16 protein-coding genes are annotated in these 17,816 nt (G+C 67.6%); 6 read left to right on the top strand and 10 right to left on the bottom strand.

Features of this window, described 5'->3' with window-relative positions; all coding sequences use genetic code 11:
* The first annotated feature begins 98 nt into the window (after nucleotides 1–98).
* Nucleotides 99–680 carry a hypothetical protein gene (locus tag ASD67_RS01870; RefSeq protein ID WP_056342395.1) on the top strand — a complete coding sequence of 194 codons (582 nt, stop codon included), beginning with the start codon at nucleotides 99–101 and terminating at the stop codon, nucleotides 678–680.
* Here the strand turns inward: ASD67_RS01870 and ASD67_RS01865 are convergent.
* From ASD67_RS01865 to ung, 8 genes are all read right to left on the bottom strand, one after another.
* A complete protein-coding gene (locus ASD67_RS01865) occupies nucleotides 677–1,105 on the bottom strand; it encodes an OsmC family protein (protein ID WP_056342393.1) in 429 nt (142 codons plus the stop codon). The two genes, ASD67_RS01870 and ASD67_RS01865, sit on opposite strands and share 4 nt — an antisense overlap.
* 133 nt (nucleotides 1,106–1,238) lie before the next feature.
* Nucleotides 1,239–1,799, bottom strand: coding sequence for a hypothetical protein (locus ASD67_RS01860; protein ID WP_056342390.1), 561 nt, complete (start codon nucleotides 1,797–1,799; stop codon nucleotides 1,239–1,241).
* A 96-nt stretch (nucleotides 1,800–1,895) separates the two neighbouring features.
* On the bottom strand, nucleotides 1,896–2,237 hold the full coding sequence (locus ASD67_RS01855; protein ID WP_056342387.1) for a DUF962 domain-containing protein: 342 nt from the start codon (nucleotides 2,235–2,237) through the stop codon (nucleotides 1,896–1,898).
* A 521-nt stretch (nucleotides 2,238–2,758) separates the two neighbouring features.
* Nucleotides 2,759–2,950, bottom strand: a complete 192-nt coding sequence (locus ASD67_RS01850) for a hypothetical protein (RefSeq protein ID WP_056342384.1) — start codon at nucleotides 2,948–2,950, stop codon at nucleotides 2,759–2,761.
* 202 nt (nucleotides 2,951–3,152) lie between these two features.
* Nucleotides 3,153–3,611 (bottom strand): YaiI/YqxD family protein, encoded by a 459-nt coding sequence (locus tag ASD67_RS01845; RefSeq protein ID WP_056342381.1) that lies wholly within the window; start codon nucleotides 3,609–3,611, stop codon nucleotides 3,153–3,155.
* A 31-nt stretch (nucleotides 3,612–3,642) separates the two neighbouring features.
* Entirely contained in the window at nucleotides 3,643–3,774 is a 132-nt protein-coding gene (locus ASD67_RS23845) for a hypothetical protein (protein ID WP_262407904.1), read from the bottom strand.
* A gap of 93 nt (nucleotides 3,775–3,867) precedes the next feature.
* Nucleotides 3,868–4,626: a sulfite exporter TauE/SafE family protein gene (locus tag ASD67_RS01840; protein ID WP_056342378.1), complete on the bottom strand. Its 759-nt coding sequence runs from the start codon at nucleotides 4,624–4,626 to the stop codon at nucleotides 3,868–3,870.
* Nucleotides 4,623–5,339, bottom strand: a complete 717-nt coding sequence (ung, locus tag ASD67_RS01835) for a uracil-DNA glycosylase (RefSeq protein WP_056342375.1) — start codon at nucleotides 5,337–5,339, stop codon at nucleotides 4,623–4,625. Before ung ends, ASD67_RS01840 begins: the two co-directional genes overlap by 4 nt.
* A gap of 87 nt (nucleotides 5,340–5,426) precedes the next feature.
* On the opposite strand from ung, the gene ASD67_RS01830 reads away from it, so the two are divergent.
* From ASD67_RS01830 to ASD67_RS01810, 5 genes are all read left to right on the top strand, one after another.
* Nucleotides 5,427–5,747 (top strand): phosphoribosyl-ATP diphosphatase, encoded by a 321-nt coding sequence (locus tag ASD67_RS01830; RefSeq protein ID WP_200937977.1) that lies wholly within the window; start codon nucleotides 5,427–5,429, stop codon nucleotides 5,745–5,747.
* Nucleotides 5,748–5,756: 9 nt separating this feature from the next.
* Nucleotides 5,757–6,134, top strand: a complete 378-nt coding sequence (locus ASD67_RS01825) for a histidine triad nucleotide-binding protein (RefSeq protein ID WP_056342367.1) — start codon at nucleotides 5,757–5,759, stop codon at nucleotides 6,132–6,134.
* 118 nt (nucleotides 6,135–6,252) lie between these two features.
* Entirely contained in the window at nucleotides 6,253–12,087 is a 5,835-nt protein-coding gene (locus ASD67_RS01820; protein WP_056342366.1) for an alpha-2-macroglobulin family protein, read from the top strand.
* Between the two features lie 143 nt (nucleotides 12,088–12,230).
* A complete protein-coding gene (gene pbpC / locus ASD67_RS01815; RefSeq protein ID WP_056342363.1) occupies nucleotides 12,231–14,369 on the top strand; it encodes a penicillin-binding protein 1C in 2,139 nt (712 codons plus the stop codon).
* A gap of 122 nt (nucleotides 14,370–14,491) precedes the next feature.
* Nucleotides 14,492–16,054, top strand: a complete 1,563-nt coding sequence (locus tag ASD67_RS01810) for an amino acid permease (RefSeq protein ID WP_056342360.1) — start codon at nucleotides 14,492–14,494, stop codon at nucleotides 16,052–16,054.
* Between the two features lie 67 nt (nucleotides 16,055–16,121).
* Here the strand turns inward: ASD67_RS01810 and ASD67_RS01805 are convergent, their stop codons facing one another.
* Together ASD67_RS01805 and ASD67_RS01800 are read right to left on the bottom strand one after the other, a co-directional pair.
* The gene (locus ASD67_RS01805) at nucleotides 16,122–17,315 is read right to left on the bottom strand and encodes a multidrug effflux MFS transporter (protein WP_235535531.1); all 1,194 of its coding nucleotides are present in this window, start codon (nucleotides 17,313–17,315) and stop codon (nucleotides 16,122–16,124) included.
* A gap of 189 nt (nucleotides 17,316–17,504) precedes the next feature.
* Nucleotides 17,505–17,807: a hypothetical protein gene (locus ASD67_RS01800; protein WP_056342353.1), complete on the bottom strand. Its 303-nt coding sequence runs from the start codon at nucleotides 17,805–17,807 to the stop codon at nucleotides 17,505–17,507.
* Between the last annotated feature and the right edge of the window lie 9 nt (nucleotides 17,808–17,816).

The following is a 17,816-nucleotide window of genomic DNA, read 5'->3' as shown; positions in this document are numbered from 1 at the left end:
ATCGCCGCGCCGTGCGCAAGTCGACGAAGCATTCCGGATTCGACTCTTCGGCAGGTAGAGAACATAATAAGAACATTGATTCGATTCGGAGACGTCTCATGGCACCCAATTTCCGCTATTTTCTGGGCTACCAGGTGGCCGCCGACCGCGCCGGATGGCTCGCACGGCATCTGCCGCCGGTTTCGCGCGATCTGTTCGTCGGCCTCAGCCCGCATCGCTATCATCTGACCCTCTGCACGATCGCCGAAACGGCGCTGCCGCACCCCTTTTTGCGCCAGCAGGTCGAGCGTGCCTTGGCCGCCGGCTTGCCGGCCGCCGCCGCGATACCCTTTGGCCGCATCGTCGCGCGCGAGGCGGGTGCCGAACTCGTCACGGCGGGCGGTATCGGGGCGATACGCGCCCAATATGAAGCGGTGATCGCTCGCCTCGCGCGCGAAGGCATCGCGCCCCTGCATCGAAAATCGGGTCTACGCCCGCATATCACGCTCGGCTACGGCAAGGCCGAATTCGATCCGGCCCCGCTCGCGTGGGCCTGGACCCCGCACGAACTCGTCCTCATCGAAAGCCATGTCGGGCATCGGCGCCACCGCCGGTTACAGGGCTGGACGCTGCCGCCGCCGGCGCAGGGGCTGTTCGACTTCATGGCCGACGAACTGCCGCCGATCCGGCGGGCCGCCTAGTTTTCGAGGCTGTGTTCGAGCGTGATCTCGCAATCGAGCAGCTTCGACACCGGGCAGTTCATTTCGGCCTCTTTGGCGATTTTCGCGAACTCCTCCGCCGAAATGCCCGGCACCTTGGCAGTCAGCGTCAGCGCCGAACTCGAAATCTCGAACCCGCCCTCGACCGGATCGAGCGTCACCGCGGCGCTCGTCTCGAGGCTGTCGCCGCTATAGCCCGCGCGCGCCAGCCCGAACGACAATGCCATGGTGAAGCACGCCGCATGCGCCGCCGCGATCAATTCCTCGGGATTGGTCCCCGGCACGCCTTCGAAGCGCGTGCCGAACCCATAGGGCTGCTTGTCGAGCACCCCCGATTTTGTCGTGATCGCCCCCTTGCCCTCCTTGCCGAAACCTTCGTAGCGGGCGGATGCGCGATTGACGGTCATGACATGTCTCCTTGGTCGGACGGAAAAGGGGCGGGACTCGGGGGTTCGGCCCGAACGCTAAGCAGCTTAAGCCACGCCCCCGCGCGCTGCCACGCCTTTTCGTCGAAGAAGCGGCGGCGCCCCCGCCGCGCGCCTATGGCTTGATCTTGCCGACCAGCGATACCGCCGTCGCCCTGGCGCTGTCGTTCGGCGCGCTGCCGACCGTCAGGATGACGAAGCGGCTGTCGTCGAGGAAGACGTTGAGCTGGTTGATCCCGGGCACGAAAAAGGCGCCCTTGCCCAGCCCCGGCACATCCTCGATCTTCTTGTCCGAAAAGGCCGCCATCGTTTTCGCGGTCGTCGATTTCGCCAGCGCGATCGCCTCGGGCGTATTGTCGGCGATCGGCGATTTGCGCGTCATCAGCGTCGCGCTGCCGCCGCTTGCCAGGCGATAGGTGCATTCCGACGTCGCGGCATTGGCGCCCTCGGCCTTGTTGACGAGGCCAAGGCTCGTTTCGGTGACCTTGTCCTTGAGCGCGTCGCCCACCGCCGCCTTGTCGAGCAGCGCGCAGGCATCGCTCGCATCCCAGCCGTCCACCGCGGCCGCCTTCGCCTCGCCGCCCCCCGTGGCATCCTCTTTCGCGCCGCCGCCGCAGCCGGCGAGCAGCAATGTGCCCAGCGCCGCGGCGATCACACCCTTCACACTCTTGTCCATCCGGAATCTCCCTGCCGATATCGCGCGACCCGCAGCGACGATGCGCCCAAGCCTCCGCAACCGCAAGATCGTCCGCGATTATAAGATGATGAAGCTTCAGCGGCGCCCCCGTACCACCCCCGCCTTGTCGAGTTCGGGTCCCAATCGTCCGGTCAGCCACAGCGCCCACATCCGGAAATCGGCGGCGAGGCTCCACAACGGATAGGTGAAGGTCGCCGGCCGGTTCTTCTCGACCCCATAGTGCGCCACCCACGCAAAGAAATAGCCCGCAAGCGGCAGCGCGACCAGCCCCATCCAGCGCCCGGTGACGACCGCGGCGATCGCGATCAGCACGACCAGGCTGGTCCCGACATAATGGAGCGCGCGCGTCGACGCCTTGCTGTGCTCGCGCAGGTAAAAGGGCCAGAAGGTCGCGAAGCTGGTGTAGAGCCGGGGCATGGGCCGAGAATGATAGCGTTGACGGCGAGGGTCAAGCCGGCGGGGTCAACAGCGGCATTGGGATGGGAAGCGGACCTTGCCGCTCCTCCCTGTCGCGCAGCGATGGNGGCTGACGCGGACAAAGGCTGACGCAAGGCCGCGGCCCCTCCACCACCGCTTCGCGGCGGTCCCCCTCCCCATGGCTGCGCCACAGGGAGGATTTATGCCGCGATCGGTCGCCAGCAACCGCGACAGGTTCCCCAACAAACGCCCACCCCGCCACATTGACGACCACGACCCCATGCTCCTCGCGCCGCGCGAAGCGCTTCGCTTCTCCGGCCTCGAACCTCGCGAGGCCGGGGAACAGACGGGAACGGACCGGGTCGAGCGAGGCCTCGAAAGGAAAAGCCCTCCCGCCGGGGTCGCATCGGCGGAAGGGCTTCCTTGGACCCGGACCGGGCGGAGGGCCGATCCGGGGACGAAAATATTCTGGTGACGGCCCGCCCCCGGCCGGCCCAATTGCCGGCCGGGTCCTGGGGGTGTCACCGGATGCGGGCGGCGGCTTCGCGGACCTTCTGCACCGCGGGGAGCAGCAGGCCGATCAGCGCGTTCACGGGGCCGTTCGAAATCGTCATGCCGCCGGCGGCGGGCTGCGCCGACTGCGCCATCGCCGGGGTCGCCGAGAGGGCGACGGTGAGCGCGAGAACAGGGGCGAGGATCAGGGTCTTGGTCATCTTATAGTCCTTTCGAACGGGGTCGAACTTGGGTGTCGTGTTTCAAAACTGGCTCGGGGCGTTCCCGATGGCCGGCTTATGGCGGCGCGCGCGCCGGCCGGCCGTGACGCACATCACTGGCCCCGAAAAATGTTCACAACGCTTTGGAAAGGAAGAAGGAAAATCTTCGGATTCTTCTTCGCCGGCGAACCCTAGCCGCGAATTAGCCGCGTTTGAGCTTCACCAGCGCGGTGTCGAGCGCCTGCAGGAAGGCCGAACGATCGGCTTTCGAGAAAGGCGGCGGCCCGCCCATGCCGTCGCCCATCCCCGATCGCAGATCGGCCATGATCGCGCGCGTCGCGATCGCCGGGCCGATCGATGCGAGCGTGAAGGGCTTGCCCGTCGGCGCGAGCACGATCGCTCCCGCCTTCAGCGCCCGGTCGGCGAGCAATATGTCCGACGTGACGACGATGCTGCGCGGCGTCGCCGCCTCGGCGATCCAGTCGTCGGCGGCGTCGAAGCCGTCGGACACGGTGATGCGTTCGATCAGCGGATGGTCGGGTACGCGCAGCCGGCTGTTGCTGACGACCTTGACCGCAACCTCGTGCCGCCAGGCGACACGGTAGATTTCGTCCTTTACCGGACAGGCATCGGCGTCGACGAGGATGACGGGCGACGTCATCGCGCCGCCCCCACCCGCCGGTGCCGCGGCCTTATTTCTTCATATTGTCGAGTCCGGCGACCACCCCGGTCTTGGTCGACGGGTTGCTGGCGTTGGGCTTTTTCGGCTTTTCGGCCTTGGGTTTGCGGGTTTCGCGGCTCGATTTCTTCTGGCTCTTGGCCATGGTCAATACCTTGGAGGCGGCGGACGCCTGTGCCCGTCGCCCACGACCCTAGGCGCAAGACGCCCGCGCGTCGCCTGTTTCCGGCGCGCGCGGTCATCCGTGCACCCCGTCCCACAGCAATTTCGCGCCGAGCAGCACCATCAGCACATAGATCACGACATAGAAGCGCGCCGGATCCATCCGCTTGAGCCAACGCACCGTGACCAGCGTGCTGACGATGGCCAGTGGCATCAACAGCAGCGCCGCGACCACCACCTCGTGCGGAAAGGCACCCAGCGCCAGATAGGCGGGCACCTTCATCCAGTTGACGATCGCGAACAGGATCGCACTGGTGCCGATGAAGGTCAGGTGCGGCAGCTTGCGCGGGGTCACCCACATCTGGAACGGCGGACCGCCGGCATGCGCGATCTGGCTGACGAACCCCATCGCCGTCCCGAACAGCGTGCCGACCCAGCCCGGCGACTGCGACGCCGCGACGATACGCCCGCCGCGCTCGACCCACAGCCGATACAGCCCGAACGCCAGCGTGATCGCGCCCAGCGCCGCCATCAACTGCGCTTCGTTGACGCGCTCGGCATAATACCATCCCGCCGCCACCCCGACCGCCGCTCCGGGCAGCATCCAGCCGATGATCCACCCGTCCCAGGTCTGGCGAAACGCCCAGACGCTGACGACATCCTGCACGATCAGGATCGGCAGCAGCAGCGCCGCGGCGGTCGCGGGCGGCAACACCAGCGCCGCCAGCGGCGTCGCCAGCGCGCCGACCCCGGCGAGCCCGCCCTTCGCCATGCCGAGCAGGATCACCGCGACGATCAGGATCGCCAGCGTCACCGGATCGGCCAGGATGCTCATTCGGCGGACGTCTCGGGGGGCGTCTCGGGCAATTGCCAGTCGATCGTCCCGCGCCCATGGGCGGCGAGGAACGCATTGGCCTGGCTGAACGGCTTCGACCCGAAAAAGCCGTTATGCGCCGACAGCGGCGACGGATGCGGCGCGCGCAGGATCAAATGCGGGCCGCCCGCGCCGAGCCCCGCGACATTCGCCGCCTTCTTCTGCGCATGGCTGCCCCACAGGATGAACACCTTGGGCGCCGGATCGGCGGCGACCGCGGCGACCGCGGCGTCGGTGAAACGCTCCCAGCCGCGCTTCTGGTGCGACGCCGCCTGCCCCGCCTCGACGGTCAGCACGGCGTTGAGCAGCAGCACGCCCTGTGCCGCCCAGCTCCCCAAATAGCCGTGCCGCGCCGGCGCGATGCCGAGGTCGTCGCGCATCTCCTTGTAGATGTTGACGAGGCTCGGCGGCGTCCGCACCCCCGGCTGGACCGAAAAGCACAGCCCATGCGCCTGATCGGGGCCATGATAAGGATCCTGCCCCAATATCACGACGCGGACTTGCCTTGGTGGCGTCGCGTCCAATGCCGCGAACCAGTCGCGCGGCTTGGGATAGATGGTCTTGCCCTTCGCGCGCTCGGCGGCGAGATACGCCTTGAGCTCGCCCATATAGGGCTTTTCGAACTCGCCGCCTATCGCTGCGAGCCAGTCGGGATGAAGCTTGACCTCGGCCATGCGGCCTTTGACCGGAGCCGGCGCGCCTTGTCCAGCGGCTATTCCATCGCTAGGCACGGCGCGCAGACAGGGGATCATTTGATGGCGATCGGCGAAGCACTAAATCAGCTCGAGGCGGTGGTGAAAACGCGCCTCGCCGCGGGCGACGCCGAAGCCAGCTATGTCGCCAGCCTCGCCGCCAAGGGGCGCCGCAAGATCGCGCAAAAGCTGGGCGAGGAGGCGGTCGAAACCGTGATCGCGGCGGTCAGCGAGGACGACGCCGCGCTGGTCGGCGAAGCAAGCGACCTCCTCTTCCATCTCGCGATCCTGCTCGCCGATCGCGGCCTCGGCTGGGACGCCATCGCGACCGAACTCACCCGCCGCCATGGCACCTCGGGCCACGCCGAAAAGGCCGCCCGCCCCCGCTAGGAGCTCTCCATGCCGATCGACGCCACCCTCCCCTATGACGAGACCAACATCTTCGCGCGCATCCTGCGCGGCGAGCTGCCGTGCCAGAAGGTCCATGAAGACGACTTCAGCCTCGCCTTCCACGACATCAACCCGCAGGCGCCGCTGCACATCCTCGTCATCCCCAAGGGTCCCTATGTCAGCTGGGACGATTTCTCCGCGCGCGGCAGCGACGCCGAAATCGCGGGCTTTATCCGCGCGGTCGGCACGGTCGCGCGCGATGCGGGCCTCGTCGCGCCGGGCTATCGCCTGCTCGCCAATGTCGGCTTCGACAGCCATCAGGAGGTTCCGCATCTGCATGTCCATATTTTTGCAGGACAAAAATTGGGTCCGATGCTGGTCCGCTGAGTCGGCCAAACGCCTGGTCGCGACAAAATCTGCGATGAACCGTTCTATTTTGTCGGTGAACCGTTGACTATTCGCCCGCGTTTCGGCACATAAGGCGATGGGTCTTTGGGAGGCAGCGATGGCGCGTTTTTGGCAAGGACTCGGGGTGCGATTCGCGGCGAAGGCGCGCCTCGCGCTGATGCTCCCGCTCGCCATGGCGGTCGCCGCCGCGAGCGGCGACACCATCCCGCAGGTCATCCTCGCCACCCCCGGCAGCGCCGGCACCGGCGACGGCACGATCAGCCGCTTCACCCTGCGCTTTTCCGAAGACATCGTGCCGCTGGGCGATCCGCGCGCCAAGGCCCCGGCGACCAACGACTGCAAGCTGCCCGCGACCGGCCGCTGGGTCGACACGCGCACCTGGGTGCTCGAATTCGAAAAATCGCTGCCCGGCGGCATGAGCTGCCACGTCGAGCTGCTCCCGACGCTCAAGACGGCAAGCGGCGTTTCGGTCGGCGGCAACAGCCGTTTCGAGATCGACAGCGGCGGCCCCTCGGCGCGCGCGGTGCTCGTCGGCGGCACTTATGATGGGGTCGAGGAGGATCAGATCTTCCTCGTCGCGACCAATGTCGCCGCCGACCGCGCCTCGGTCGGCCGCTTCGCCTATTGCGCGGTCGACGGCATCGGCGAGAAGATTCCGGTCGACGTGCTGGGGTCCGACACCGCGAGCGAAATCCTCGACGGCCTCGGCAACAACAATTGGGACCGCCAGGAATTCGCCTATAATGGCAACCTCCCGCTGCGCCTCGCCGCGGGTCCCGACCGCGCCGCCGCGCTCGAACGGATCGTTGCCGTCAAATGCCGCCGCCCGCTGCCCCCCGGCCGCGAGATGGCGCTCGTCTGGGACGCGCGCATCAGCCAAGCCGGCGCGCCGAGCCGCACCGCCGGCCGCGACCAGCGCTTCGATTATGACGTCCGCCCCGCCTTCACCGCGAAAATGTCGTGCAGCCGGATCAACCCGCAGGCGGGCTGCAACCCGATCAAGGACATCACGCTCAGCTTCGCGTCGCCGGTCGCGCGCGACACCGCGCTCGCCGCGACGCTCACCACCGCCGACGGCAAAAAGCTGACGCCCAAGCTCGACGACGACGACAAAAATGACGCGCATGTCACCTATGTCCGCTTCAAGGGGCCGTTGCCGCAGAATGTCGACGCGACGCTGATCCTGCCCGCCGACGTCACCGACCAGAGCGGCCGCAAGCTGCAGAACCAGTCGAATTTCCCGTTGAAATTCCACATCGACCGCGCCCCGCCGCTGGTCAAGTTCGCCGCCGAATTCGGCATCCTCGAGGCCGGCGAGGGCGGCGTGCTGCCCGTCACCGTGCGCGGGGTCGAGGCTTCGCTGGTCCAGGCGAACCTCAAGATGCCCGCCAATGTGCTGAAGGTCGGCGACGACGATGCCGCGATCGCCCGCTGGCTGAAGCGCGTCGACGAAGCCGACAACAGCGATTATCGCGAAGAACGCGACGCGACCGGCAAGGAAGTCACCGTCAACTACACCGGCAGCAAGTCGGTGTTCGACGGCGCCCCTGCGGGCGGCGAGCGCCGCGACATGGTGCTGAGCCCGCCCGCCGGCGGCAAGGAGTTCGAGGTCGTCGGCATCCCGCTCGGCGAAAAGGGCTTCCATGTCGTCGAGATCGCGAGCCCCGAACTCGGCGCGGCACTGCTCGGCCGCAAATCCACCCGTTATGTCGCGACCGCTGCGCTCGTCACCAACATGGCGGTGCATTTCAAATGGGGCCGCGAAAACTCGCTCGCCTGGGTGACGTCGCTCGATACCGGCCTGCCCGTCCCCGGCGCCGAAATCCGCGTCACCGACAGCTGCACCGGGCGCCAGCTCGCGCGCGGCATCGCCGACAAGGCGGGCCGCCTCGCCTTCCCGAACGGCCTGCCGCAACCCGAAACCTATGCGAGCTGCGAAGAAAAGCCCGACATGGCGGTCAGCGAGGGCCACGCCCTGATGGTCAGCGCGCGCAGCGGCGACGATTTCAGCTTCACCCTCACCGACTGGGGCGACGGCATCCGTCCCTATGACTTCGACCTGCCCTATGGCTGGTCCGAACGCGACGACATCCTCCACACCCTCTTCGACCGCGCGCTGGTCAAGGCGGGCGAGAGCGTCAACATGAAGCATGTCCTCCGCCGCCCGGTCGGCACCGGCTTCGCCGCGCCGAAGCCGATGGCGGGCAAGCTGCGCCTCGTTCACCGCGGATCGGACACCGAGTTCGAAATGCCGTTCAGCATCGACGCGTCGGGCAGCGGCGAGAATGTCTGGAACGTCCCCGCCTCGGCGCCGATGGGCGATTACGACCTTGTCTTCGTCACCAAGGACAAGGATGGCGAGGACAAGACGATCTGGTCGTCGCAATCGGTCAAGGTCGACGAATATCGCCTGCCGACGATGAAGGCGACCGTCACCGGGCCGAAACTGCCGCCGGTGCGCCCGACGCAAATCCCGCTGTCGCTGTTCGTCGGCTATCTTTCGGGCGGCCCCGCCCCCAACCTGCCGGTCGAGATGCGCACCAGCTTCTCGCCCAGCTGGTCGCCGCCCGAGGATTATCGCGACTGGGACTTCGACGGTCAGCCGGTCAAGGAAGGCACGATCCAGCTCGACGACAGCGGCGAGGAACCCGCCGCCGACCTGCCGCTCGCGCGCTCGGTACCGCTCGTCCTCGACGCCAACGGCAGCGCGACGACCAATGTCATGGTCGACCAGCCGATCACCGAACCGACGCAAATGGCGGTCGAGATGGATTATGAGGACGCCAATGGCGAGACATTGACCTCCAGCCGCCGTATCACCCTCTTCCCCTCGGCGGTTCGCCTGGGGCTCAAGACCGACGGCTGGCTGATGCGCGACAACGATCTGCGCCTCAATTTCATCGCGCTCGACCTGGCCGGCAAGCCGCTGTCGGGCCAGCGCGTCTCGGTGGCGGTCTACAGCCGCGAGATCATCACCGCCCGGCGTCGCCTGATCGGCGGCTTCTACGCCTATGACAACCAGATGCGCACGCGGCGGCTCGATGCGACCTGCTCGGCATCGACCGACAAACTCGGCCGCGCGCACTGCGCGATGGCGCCCGGCATTTCGGGCGAGGTCACCGTCGTCGCGACCACCGTCGACGCCGACGGCAATGAGGCGCGCGCCGTCCGCTCGGTCTGGCTCGCGGGCGACGACGACTGGTGGTTCGGCGGCGACAATGGCGACCGCATGGACGTGATCGCCGAAAAGCCGCGTTACGCCGCGGGCGACACCGCGCGCTTCCAGGTTCGCATGCCCTTTCGCGAGGCGACCGCGCTGGTCACCGTCGAACGCGAGGGCGTGCTGTCGAGCTTCGTCGTGCCGCTCAAGGGCACCAACCCGGTGGTCGACGTCAAGCTGCCCGCCAGCTACGCCCCCGACGTCTATGTCTCGGTGATGGCGGTGCGCGGCCGCGTGACCGGCGACGAAAGCTGGTTCCGCAAGCTCAAGCGCGCCGCGGGCTTCAAGATCGAAAATAGCGAGGGCGCCCCCGCGACCGCGCTCGTCGACCTTGCCAAACCCAGCTATCGCATGGGCATCGCGCGGATCAAGGTCGGCTGGGAAGGCCATCAGCTCGCCGTCAAGGTCAAGGCCGACAAGGCGACCTACGCCGTCCGCGAAACCGCCAAGGTCGCGATCGAAGTCAAAGGTCCCGACGGCAAGGCGCCCGCCAACGCCGACGTCGCCTTCGCCGCGGTCGATGAGGCTTTGCTCCAGCTCGCGCCGAACGAAAGCTGGAAGCTGATCGACGCGATGATGGGCGAACGCACCCTCGACGTGCTGACCTCGACCGCGCAGATGCAGGTCGTCGGCAAACGCCACTATGGCCGCAAGGCGCTCGAACCGGGCGGCGGCGGCGGTGGCGACCTCAGCGGCCTGACCCGCGAGGACTTCCGTCCGGTGCTGCTGTGGAAGGGCCGTGTCCCGCTCGACGCCAAGGGCCGCGCCACCGTCGACGTGCCGCTCAGCGACAATCTGTCGGGCTTCCGCCTCGTCGCGATCGCGACCGACGGGTCGCAGCTCTTCGGCACCGGCGAGACGAGCGTCCGCACCGTGCAGGATCTCGGCGTCTTCGCCGGGCTTCCCGAGCTCGTCCGCACCGGCGACGCCTATGACGCGCGCTTCACGTTGCGCAACGGCACCGACAAGGCGATGGAGGTCACCGCGACCGCGACGCTGTCGCCCGCCGTCGCGACCGCGCCGCCGCTCACCGTCACCATCCCGGCGGGCGGCGCGGTGCCGATCAGCTGGCAGATGACCGCGCCCGACCTCGTCGGCCCGATCGAATGGACCGTCGAGGCATCGGCAAAGGGCGGCAAGTCGCGCGACCGGCTGGTCTTCCAGCAGGTCGTCGAACCCGCGGTACCGGTCGAAACCTGGGCCGCCAGCCTGTTCCGTGTCGGCCCCGACACCAGCCTGCCGATCGGCATTCCCGAAGGCGCGCTCACCGGCGGTTATGTCGACATCGCGCTCGCGGGCACCCTCGCTCCGCCGCTGTCGGGCGTGCGCGATTATATGGGCGTCTACCCGTACAATTGCTTCGAACAATCGACATCGCGCGCCGTCGCGCTCGGCGATGTCGGCCGCTGGCAGGCGCTGGCGGGGGCTATCCCGACCTATCTCGATAAGGACGGGCTGCTGCGTTACTGGCCCAACGACCGGCTCGAAGGCTCACCGGAGCTGACCGCCTATGTGCTCGCGGTGACGGCGGCGAACGGCTTCGCCATCCCCGAGGATTCGAAGGCTAAGATGATCAAGGCGCTGCAGGCGATCGTCGAAGGTCGCCTGACCCGCAAGGGTTACGGCCCCTATGACATCCGCCCGGTCCGCGTCGCCGCGCTGGCGGCGCTCGCCCGCAACGATGCGTCGAGCCCCAAGCTCGTCGCGGCGATCGACATGGCGCCGGTCGACATGGCCACCGGCACCCTCGCCGACTGGCTGGTCGCGATCGAACGCACCCCCAACGTGCGGGGCGCCCCGGCGCTGCGCACCGCCGCCGAGGCCGAGCTGCGCAAGCGCCTCGTCTACGAAGGCACCCGCGTCGATCTCGTCGACGATGCCAAGGCGCCCTGGTGGATGATGGTCAGCGGCGACGAAATGGCGATCAAGGCGCTCGACGCGGTGCTCGGCCGCAAGGGCTGGGAGGATGACGCGGGCAAGCTGATGGTCGGCGTCGCGCAGCGTCAACGCAGGGGCCATTGGGACACCACCCCCGCCAACGCCTGGGGTGCGACCGTCGTCCGCCGCTTCGCCACCCTCTATCCGGCCGCGGCGATCACCGGCGTCACGCGGATCGGCCTCGCCGACGCGAGCGCGGCGCAAAGCTGGCCGCTCCCCGACACGGCGAGTCCGCTTCGGGTCCCGCTGGTCAGCGGCAAGATGGCGCTGCAACACCAGGGCACCGGCACGCCCTGGGCGGTGGTCAGCGTCAAGGCCGCCGTGCCGCTCAGGGAGCCGCTCAACGCCGGGTACCGGATCAAGCGCTCGGTGAGCGTGGTCAAGGCCGCCGACCCGAACCGCCTCGTCCGCGGCGACGTGATCAAGGTGCGGATCGAGGTCATCGCCGCCGCCGGACGGACCTGGGTCGTCGTCAACGACCCGATCCCGCCGGGCGCGACGATCGTCGGCAATCTCGGCGGCCAGTCGCAGATGCTCGCGGCGCAGGCCGGGGGCGAGGGCGTCTGGCCGAGCTATGTCGAACGCGGCAAGGACAGCTGGCGCGGTTACTTCGGCTGGATGCCCGCGGGTACCCACGCGGTCGAATATGTCGTGCGCCTCAATGGCTCGGGCCGCTTCAACATGCCGCAGACGCGCGTCGAGGCGATGTACTCGCCCGCGATCCGCGGCCAGTGGCCGAACGCCCCGCTGACCGTGGCGGCTTCGGCGAATTGATGGCCTCGGCGCCCGCCTTCCAAACTCCGTCATTGCGAGCGGAGCGAAGCAATCCAGAGCGGCTTGCCACACCCTGGATTGCTTCGCTTCGCTCGCAATGACGAGGTGAGTGATGGAATGACCTGCAACTGCGCGCAAAGGCGATGACTGGGCCCGTCCCCCCCAAACGGCGCTGGTTCGACGCCCTCGCCTGGACCGCGCTCGCCCTCCTCATCCTCGTCACCGCCGCGCACCTCCTCACCAAGCCCCCCGCGATGCCCGACTACGAGGACGTCCGCGCCGACTGGAAACCCAGCGAAGCCTGGCTCTACGACCGCGACGGCCGACTGCTCGACAGCGAGCGTGTCGATTTCGAACGCCGCCGCATGGCGTGGGTGCCGCTCGCCGACATCGCCAGGCCCGTGCGCGATGCCGTCGTCGCGAGCGAGGACAAGCGCTATTGGTCGCACGGCGGGGTCGACTGGCTCGCGATCGCCAGCGCCGCGAAAACCCGCTGGACCGGCGGCCGCTCGCGCGGCGCCTCAACGCTGCCGATGCAGCTCGCGGGTTTCCTCGCGCCCGACCTCGCGCTCCCCGGCCAGCGCGGTTGGCTGAACAAGATCCGCCAGATGCGCGCTGGACAGGACCTCGCCGCGCACTGGACGCGCGAGCAGATGCTCGAGGCCTATTTCAACCTCGTCCCCCTGCGCGGTGAGACGCAGGGCATCGGCGCCGGCGCCCGCGCCTTGTTCGGCAAAAGCCCCGCCGACATGGACCGCACCGACGCCGCGCTGTTCGCCGGGCTGCTTCCCAACCCCGCCGCGGGGGCCGAAACGCTCGGGCAACGCGCCTGCCGCGTCGCCGGCGCAAAGGACTGCACCGCGATCCGCGGCGCCGCCGCGACGCTGGTGTCGGGCGAACGCATCGCGCAGCTCGACCCCGCGCTCGCGCCGCACCTCGCGGTCCGCCTGCTCGACAAGCCCGGCAAGCGCGTCACCACCACGATCGACCGCCGCATCCAGGAGGCCGCGATCGTCGCGCTGAAGCGCCAGCTCGCGGGCCTTGGTGCCGACCGCGTCCGCGACGGCGCCGTCGTCGTGCTCGACAACGCCACCGGCGACGTCCTCGCCTATGTCGGCGGCGTCGGCCTCAAATCGACCGCGGCGCAGGTCGACGGCGCCAACGCGCGGCGCCAGGCGGGCTCGACGCTCAAGCCGCATCTCTATGCGCAGGTGATCGAGCATCGCTGGCTCACCGCCGCGTCGATCCTCGACGACAGCCCGGTCCAGCTCGACACCGCTTCGGGCCTCTATGTGCCCAAGAATTACGACCATAGCTTCAAGGGGCCGGTCAGCGTCCGCCACGCGCTCGCCTCGTCGCTCAACGTCCCCGCCGTCCGCACCCTGCTCATCGACGACGTCCAGCAGTTCCGCGACCGCCTGTGGGCGCTCGGCTATCACGGCCTCGTCGAGGACGGCGAATATTACGGATTTTCGCTGGCGCTGGGTTCCGCCGAAGTTTCGCTGGTCGAACAGGCCAACGCCTTCAGAACATTCGCAAATCACGGCAACTGGTCCCCCGTGCACTTCGTCGATATGCGCGATGATCGTGAAGTTCCGCGGGCCATCGTCTCCCCCGCCGCGGCCTTCATCGTCGGCGACATCCTCGCCGACGCCTCCGCCCGCACCGATGCCTTCGGTGCCGACAGCGCGCTGCGCCTCCCCTTCTGGGCCGCCGCGAAGACCGGCACGTCAAAGGGCATGCGCGACAATTGGTGCATCGGCTGGTCCGACCGCTTCACCGTCGCGGTGTGGGTCGGCAATCTCGAGGGCGATTCGATGCGCGCGGTCTCGGGCACCTCGGGCGCCGCACCGGTGTGGCGCGACGTGATGATGGCGCTCCACGCCGGAAACCCCGGCAAGGCCCCCGCGATGCCCGCCGATGTCGAGGCCCGCCAAATCGCGCTCCCCGGCACCCGCGAGCCGCCGCGCCGCGAATATTTCATCCGCGGCACCGGCCAGGCCGAAATGGCCGCCGCCCCCGCCGCGGCGCGCCGGCCGCGCATCACCAGCCCGGTCAGCGGCAGCGTCTATGCGCTCGACCCCGACATCCCGCTCGATCGCCAGCGGCTCGGCATCGCGGTCAGCGGCGAAGTCACCGGCTACCGCCTGATCCTCGACAAGGTGATGCTGGGCGACGCCGACGCCGGGCAACAGATTTTGCCACGCCCCGGCAGCCACATGCTCGCGCTCGTCGACCCCGGCGGCCGCATGGTCGACCGCGTGCGTTTCACGGTGCGATAAACCGGGTTGGACCCACCCGAATCCGTCTTTCGGCCCCGTGAAATTAAGTTGCGCTGACGGGAGGAGCGTTTACTCTACCCCGCCATGAGAGGCCCACACCGGGTCCCAAAGGGGAATTTTGGATGATATTTGGTCGCGTCAAACCGCTCGACGCCATCTTGGCCACCGCCGAGAAAAAGTCGCTGCATCGAACGCTCGGTGCTTTTCAGCTCACCCTGTTCGGCATCGGCTGCGTCATCGGCACCGGCATTTTCGTGCTGACCTCGGCCGGCGCGCAAAAGGCCGGGCCAGGCCTGATGCTCGCCTTCGCCATCGCCGGACTGATCTGTATCGTCGCCGCGCTCTGCTACGCTGAAATCGCCGCGATGATCCCCGTCGCGGGTTCCGCCTATACCTACACCTATGCGACGATGGGCGAGGTTCTCGCCTGGACCGTCGGCTGGGCCCTTGTCCTCGAATATGCGGTCGCGGCCTCCGCGGTGTCGGTCGGGTGGTCCGGCTATTTCACCGGAACGATATTGAACGAGTTCCTCGGGATACAGCTGCCATCCTACCTCGCCGGCGCGCCACTGGCGCTCGGCGGGATCGAAGGCGGGTTCATCAACCTGCCCGCCGTGGTCATCGCCCTGCTCGTCACCTGGCTGCTGATGATCGGCACGACCGAAAGCGCGCGGGTCAACGCGATCCTCGTCGCGATCAAGGTCACCGCACTCACCGCCTTCATCGTGCTGACGCTGCCCAGCGACTATTTCTCGACCGACAAGTTCAATCCCTTCCTGCCCGCCGGCGTCTTCGGCGGCTTTGGTTCGGGCCTCGGCGCGGTTGGCGCGGCGGCGACGATCTTCTTCGCCTATGTCGGCTTCGACGCGGTCTCGACCGCCGCCGAAGAAACCAAGAATCCGCAACGCAACGTGCCGATCGGCCTGATCGGCTCGCTGCTCTTCTGCACCGTCTTCTACATCCTCGTCGCCGCCGGCGCGATCGGCACCGTCGGTGGTCAGCCGATCATGGGCCCGAACGGCATCCCCTTCCCCGCCGGCTCGGAAGAACTGGCACGCCAGTGCGCGACCTTCGCCGCCGACCAGCTGCCGCTCGTCTGCTCGAACGAAGCGCTCGCGCATGTGCTGCGCCAGATCGGCTGGTCGGGCGTCGGCAACATGCTCGGTATCGCCGCCTTCGTCGCGCTGCCGTCGGTCATCCTGATCCTGCTGTTCGGCCAGACCCGCGTCGCTTTCGTGATGAGCCGCGACGGCCTGCTCCCCGAATCGTGGAGCAAGGTCCATCCCAAGTGGAAGACCCCGCACATCATCACCGCGATCACCGGTGCGGCTGTGGCCTTCGCCGCCGCTTTCCTGCCGGTCGGCAAGCTCGCCGACATCGCCAATGCGGGCACGCTCTATGCGTTCATGATGGTCGCCGTCGCGGTGATGATCCTGCGCAAGACCGCCGCCGACACGCCGCGTGCGTTCAGGACGCCCGCGCTGTGGCTGATCGGCCCCGCCACCATCGCCGGCACGGTGTTCCTGTTCTTCAACCTGCCGCTCGACGCGATGCTCGTGCTGCCGATCTGGGGTGCGATCGGCCTGCTGATCTACTTCCTCTACAGCCGCAGCCGCAGCCATCTTGGCCGCGGTATCGTCGAGGTGCATGAGGACGATCTGGAACCGCACGCGCCGATCAACTGACGCTAACGGCCAGAATCGAATTGAAAGGGGCCGTCCCGGCGATGCCGGGGCGGTCCCTTCGCTTTTGTCAGAAGGGACTTTTCGGCGCTGTCCCCGGCCGGGTGAACAGCTTGCCGCGCTCGGCCCAATAAACCAGCGCCAGACCCAACACCCCCGACATCAGGAAGGCATAAGCGAGCGGCAGCGTCGTGCCGTCATATTGCTGGCCGATCAACGCCCCGACCGTCGCCGCGAGCAGGGTCTTGGCAAAGCTCTGATAGGAGGAGGCCACGCCCGCCATATGGCCGAAATCCTCCATCGCGATCGAGCCGAAATTGCTGCCGATAAAACCGATCAGCCCGACATTGACCATCATCAGCGCGGTGAACATCCACAAGGTCTCACCGCCGCTGAGCGCCACCAATATCTGTATGCTCGCTGTCGCCATGAAGGCGAAGACCGCGCATTGCGACACGCGCCGCGCCCCGAAACGCTCGACGATCGCCGCGTTGGAAAAATTGGCGATCGCGATGCCGGTTGCGACGAACGCGAAAACCAGCGGGAACAGGTTCCGTGCCTGGAACACGTCGGCGATGATCTGTTCGCTGCTGTTGAGATAGCCATAGAGCGATCCCTGCATCATGCCCGATGCGAACATGTATCCCGCAGCGCGGCGATGGCGCGTCACCGTCGCCCAGCCCGCGATCATGGTCCGCAGGTCGAGCGGACGGACGTCGGCGGGGTCGAGCGTTTCGGGCAGCCGCCGCAGCCAGAACAGCATGACGACCCCCATCACCGCGAGGACGATGAAGATCGAACGCCAGCCCGCGACGGCGGCGACCCCCGCGCCCATCGTCGGCGCGATCGCGGGCACGATCATGAAGACGAGGAAGATCATCGACAGCCTTTTGGCCATCGCATCGCCCGAAAAAAGATCGCGGATCACCGCGACGACAATCACGCCGAGCGCCGCGCTGACGACGCCATGTCCGAAACGCAGCGTGAGCAGCATCGGAAAACTGGTCGCGAGACCGCAGCCGATCGAAAAAGCGACATAGGCAAAGAGCGCGGGCACCAGCACGCCCTTGCGCCCGAAGCGATCGGACAGCGGACCATAGAGGAGCGAGCCGAAGCCGATGCCGAGCAGATAGGTCGAGATCACATATTGCCGGTCGTTGGCGACCGTCACCCCCAGCCCCTCGCCGATCGCGGGCAGGGCGGGAAGCATCGAGTCGATGGCGAGCGCATTGAGCGCCATCACCATCGCCATCATCACAACCATCTCGCGTTGGCCCGGAAGGGGACGCGCAGTTTCGGGCGGGGGGGCGGAAGGATTATTGTGCATTGCAGCAGCGCTATGCGCTCGCCCCCGCAGTTTGGCCACCCCCTCCGGCCCGGCAAAGCTATGCAAAGAAAAAGGGCCGCCTCCGGGTGGAGGCGGCCCTTCGCCTGTTTCCAGGCCTTGCGGCGATCAGCCCTGGCGGGTGCCGGTCATCGCCATCGAACCGAAAGGGCCGGCCTTGATCGTGCCGGTCAGCGTGTCACCGTCGATCGTCGCTTCGGCTTCGAGCGTCATCGGCATCGGCACCTTCATGTTCATGGTCCAGGTCAGCTTGTTGCCGTCGACCTTGCCATTTTCCACATCGAGCGCTCCCATCGCACCGGCATTCTGGCCGGTGAAGGTCGCGCCGTCGCTGGTGACGGTGAAGACCGACTTCTGGTCGCCCATCGGGGACTTGGTCACGCAATCATAGCTGCCATCGACTTGGGACATCTGGGCTCT

It is taken from the genome of Sphingopyxis sp. Root1497 (assembly GCF_001427085.1).
Taxonomy (GTDB): Bacteria; Pseudomonadota; Alphaproteobacteria; order Sphingomonadales; family Sphingomonadaceae; genus Sphingopyxis.
This window is presented reverse-complemented; position numbering and strand designations above follow the sequence as displayed.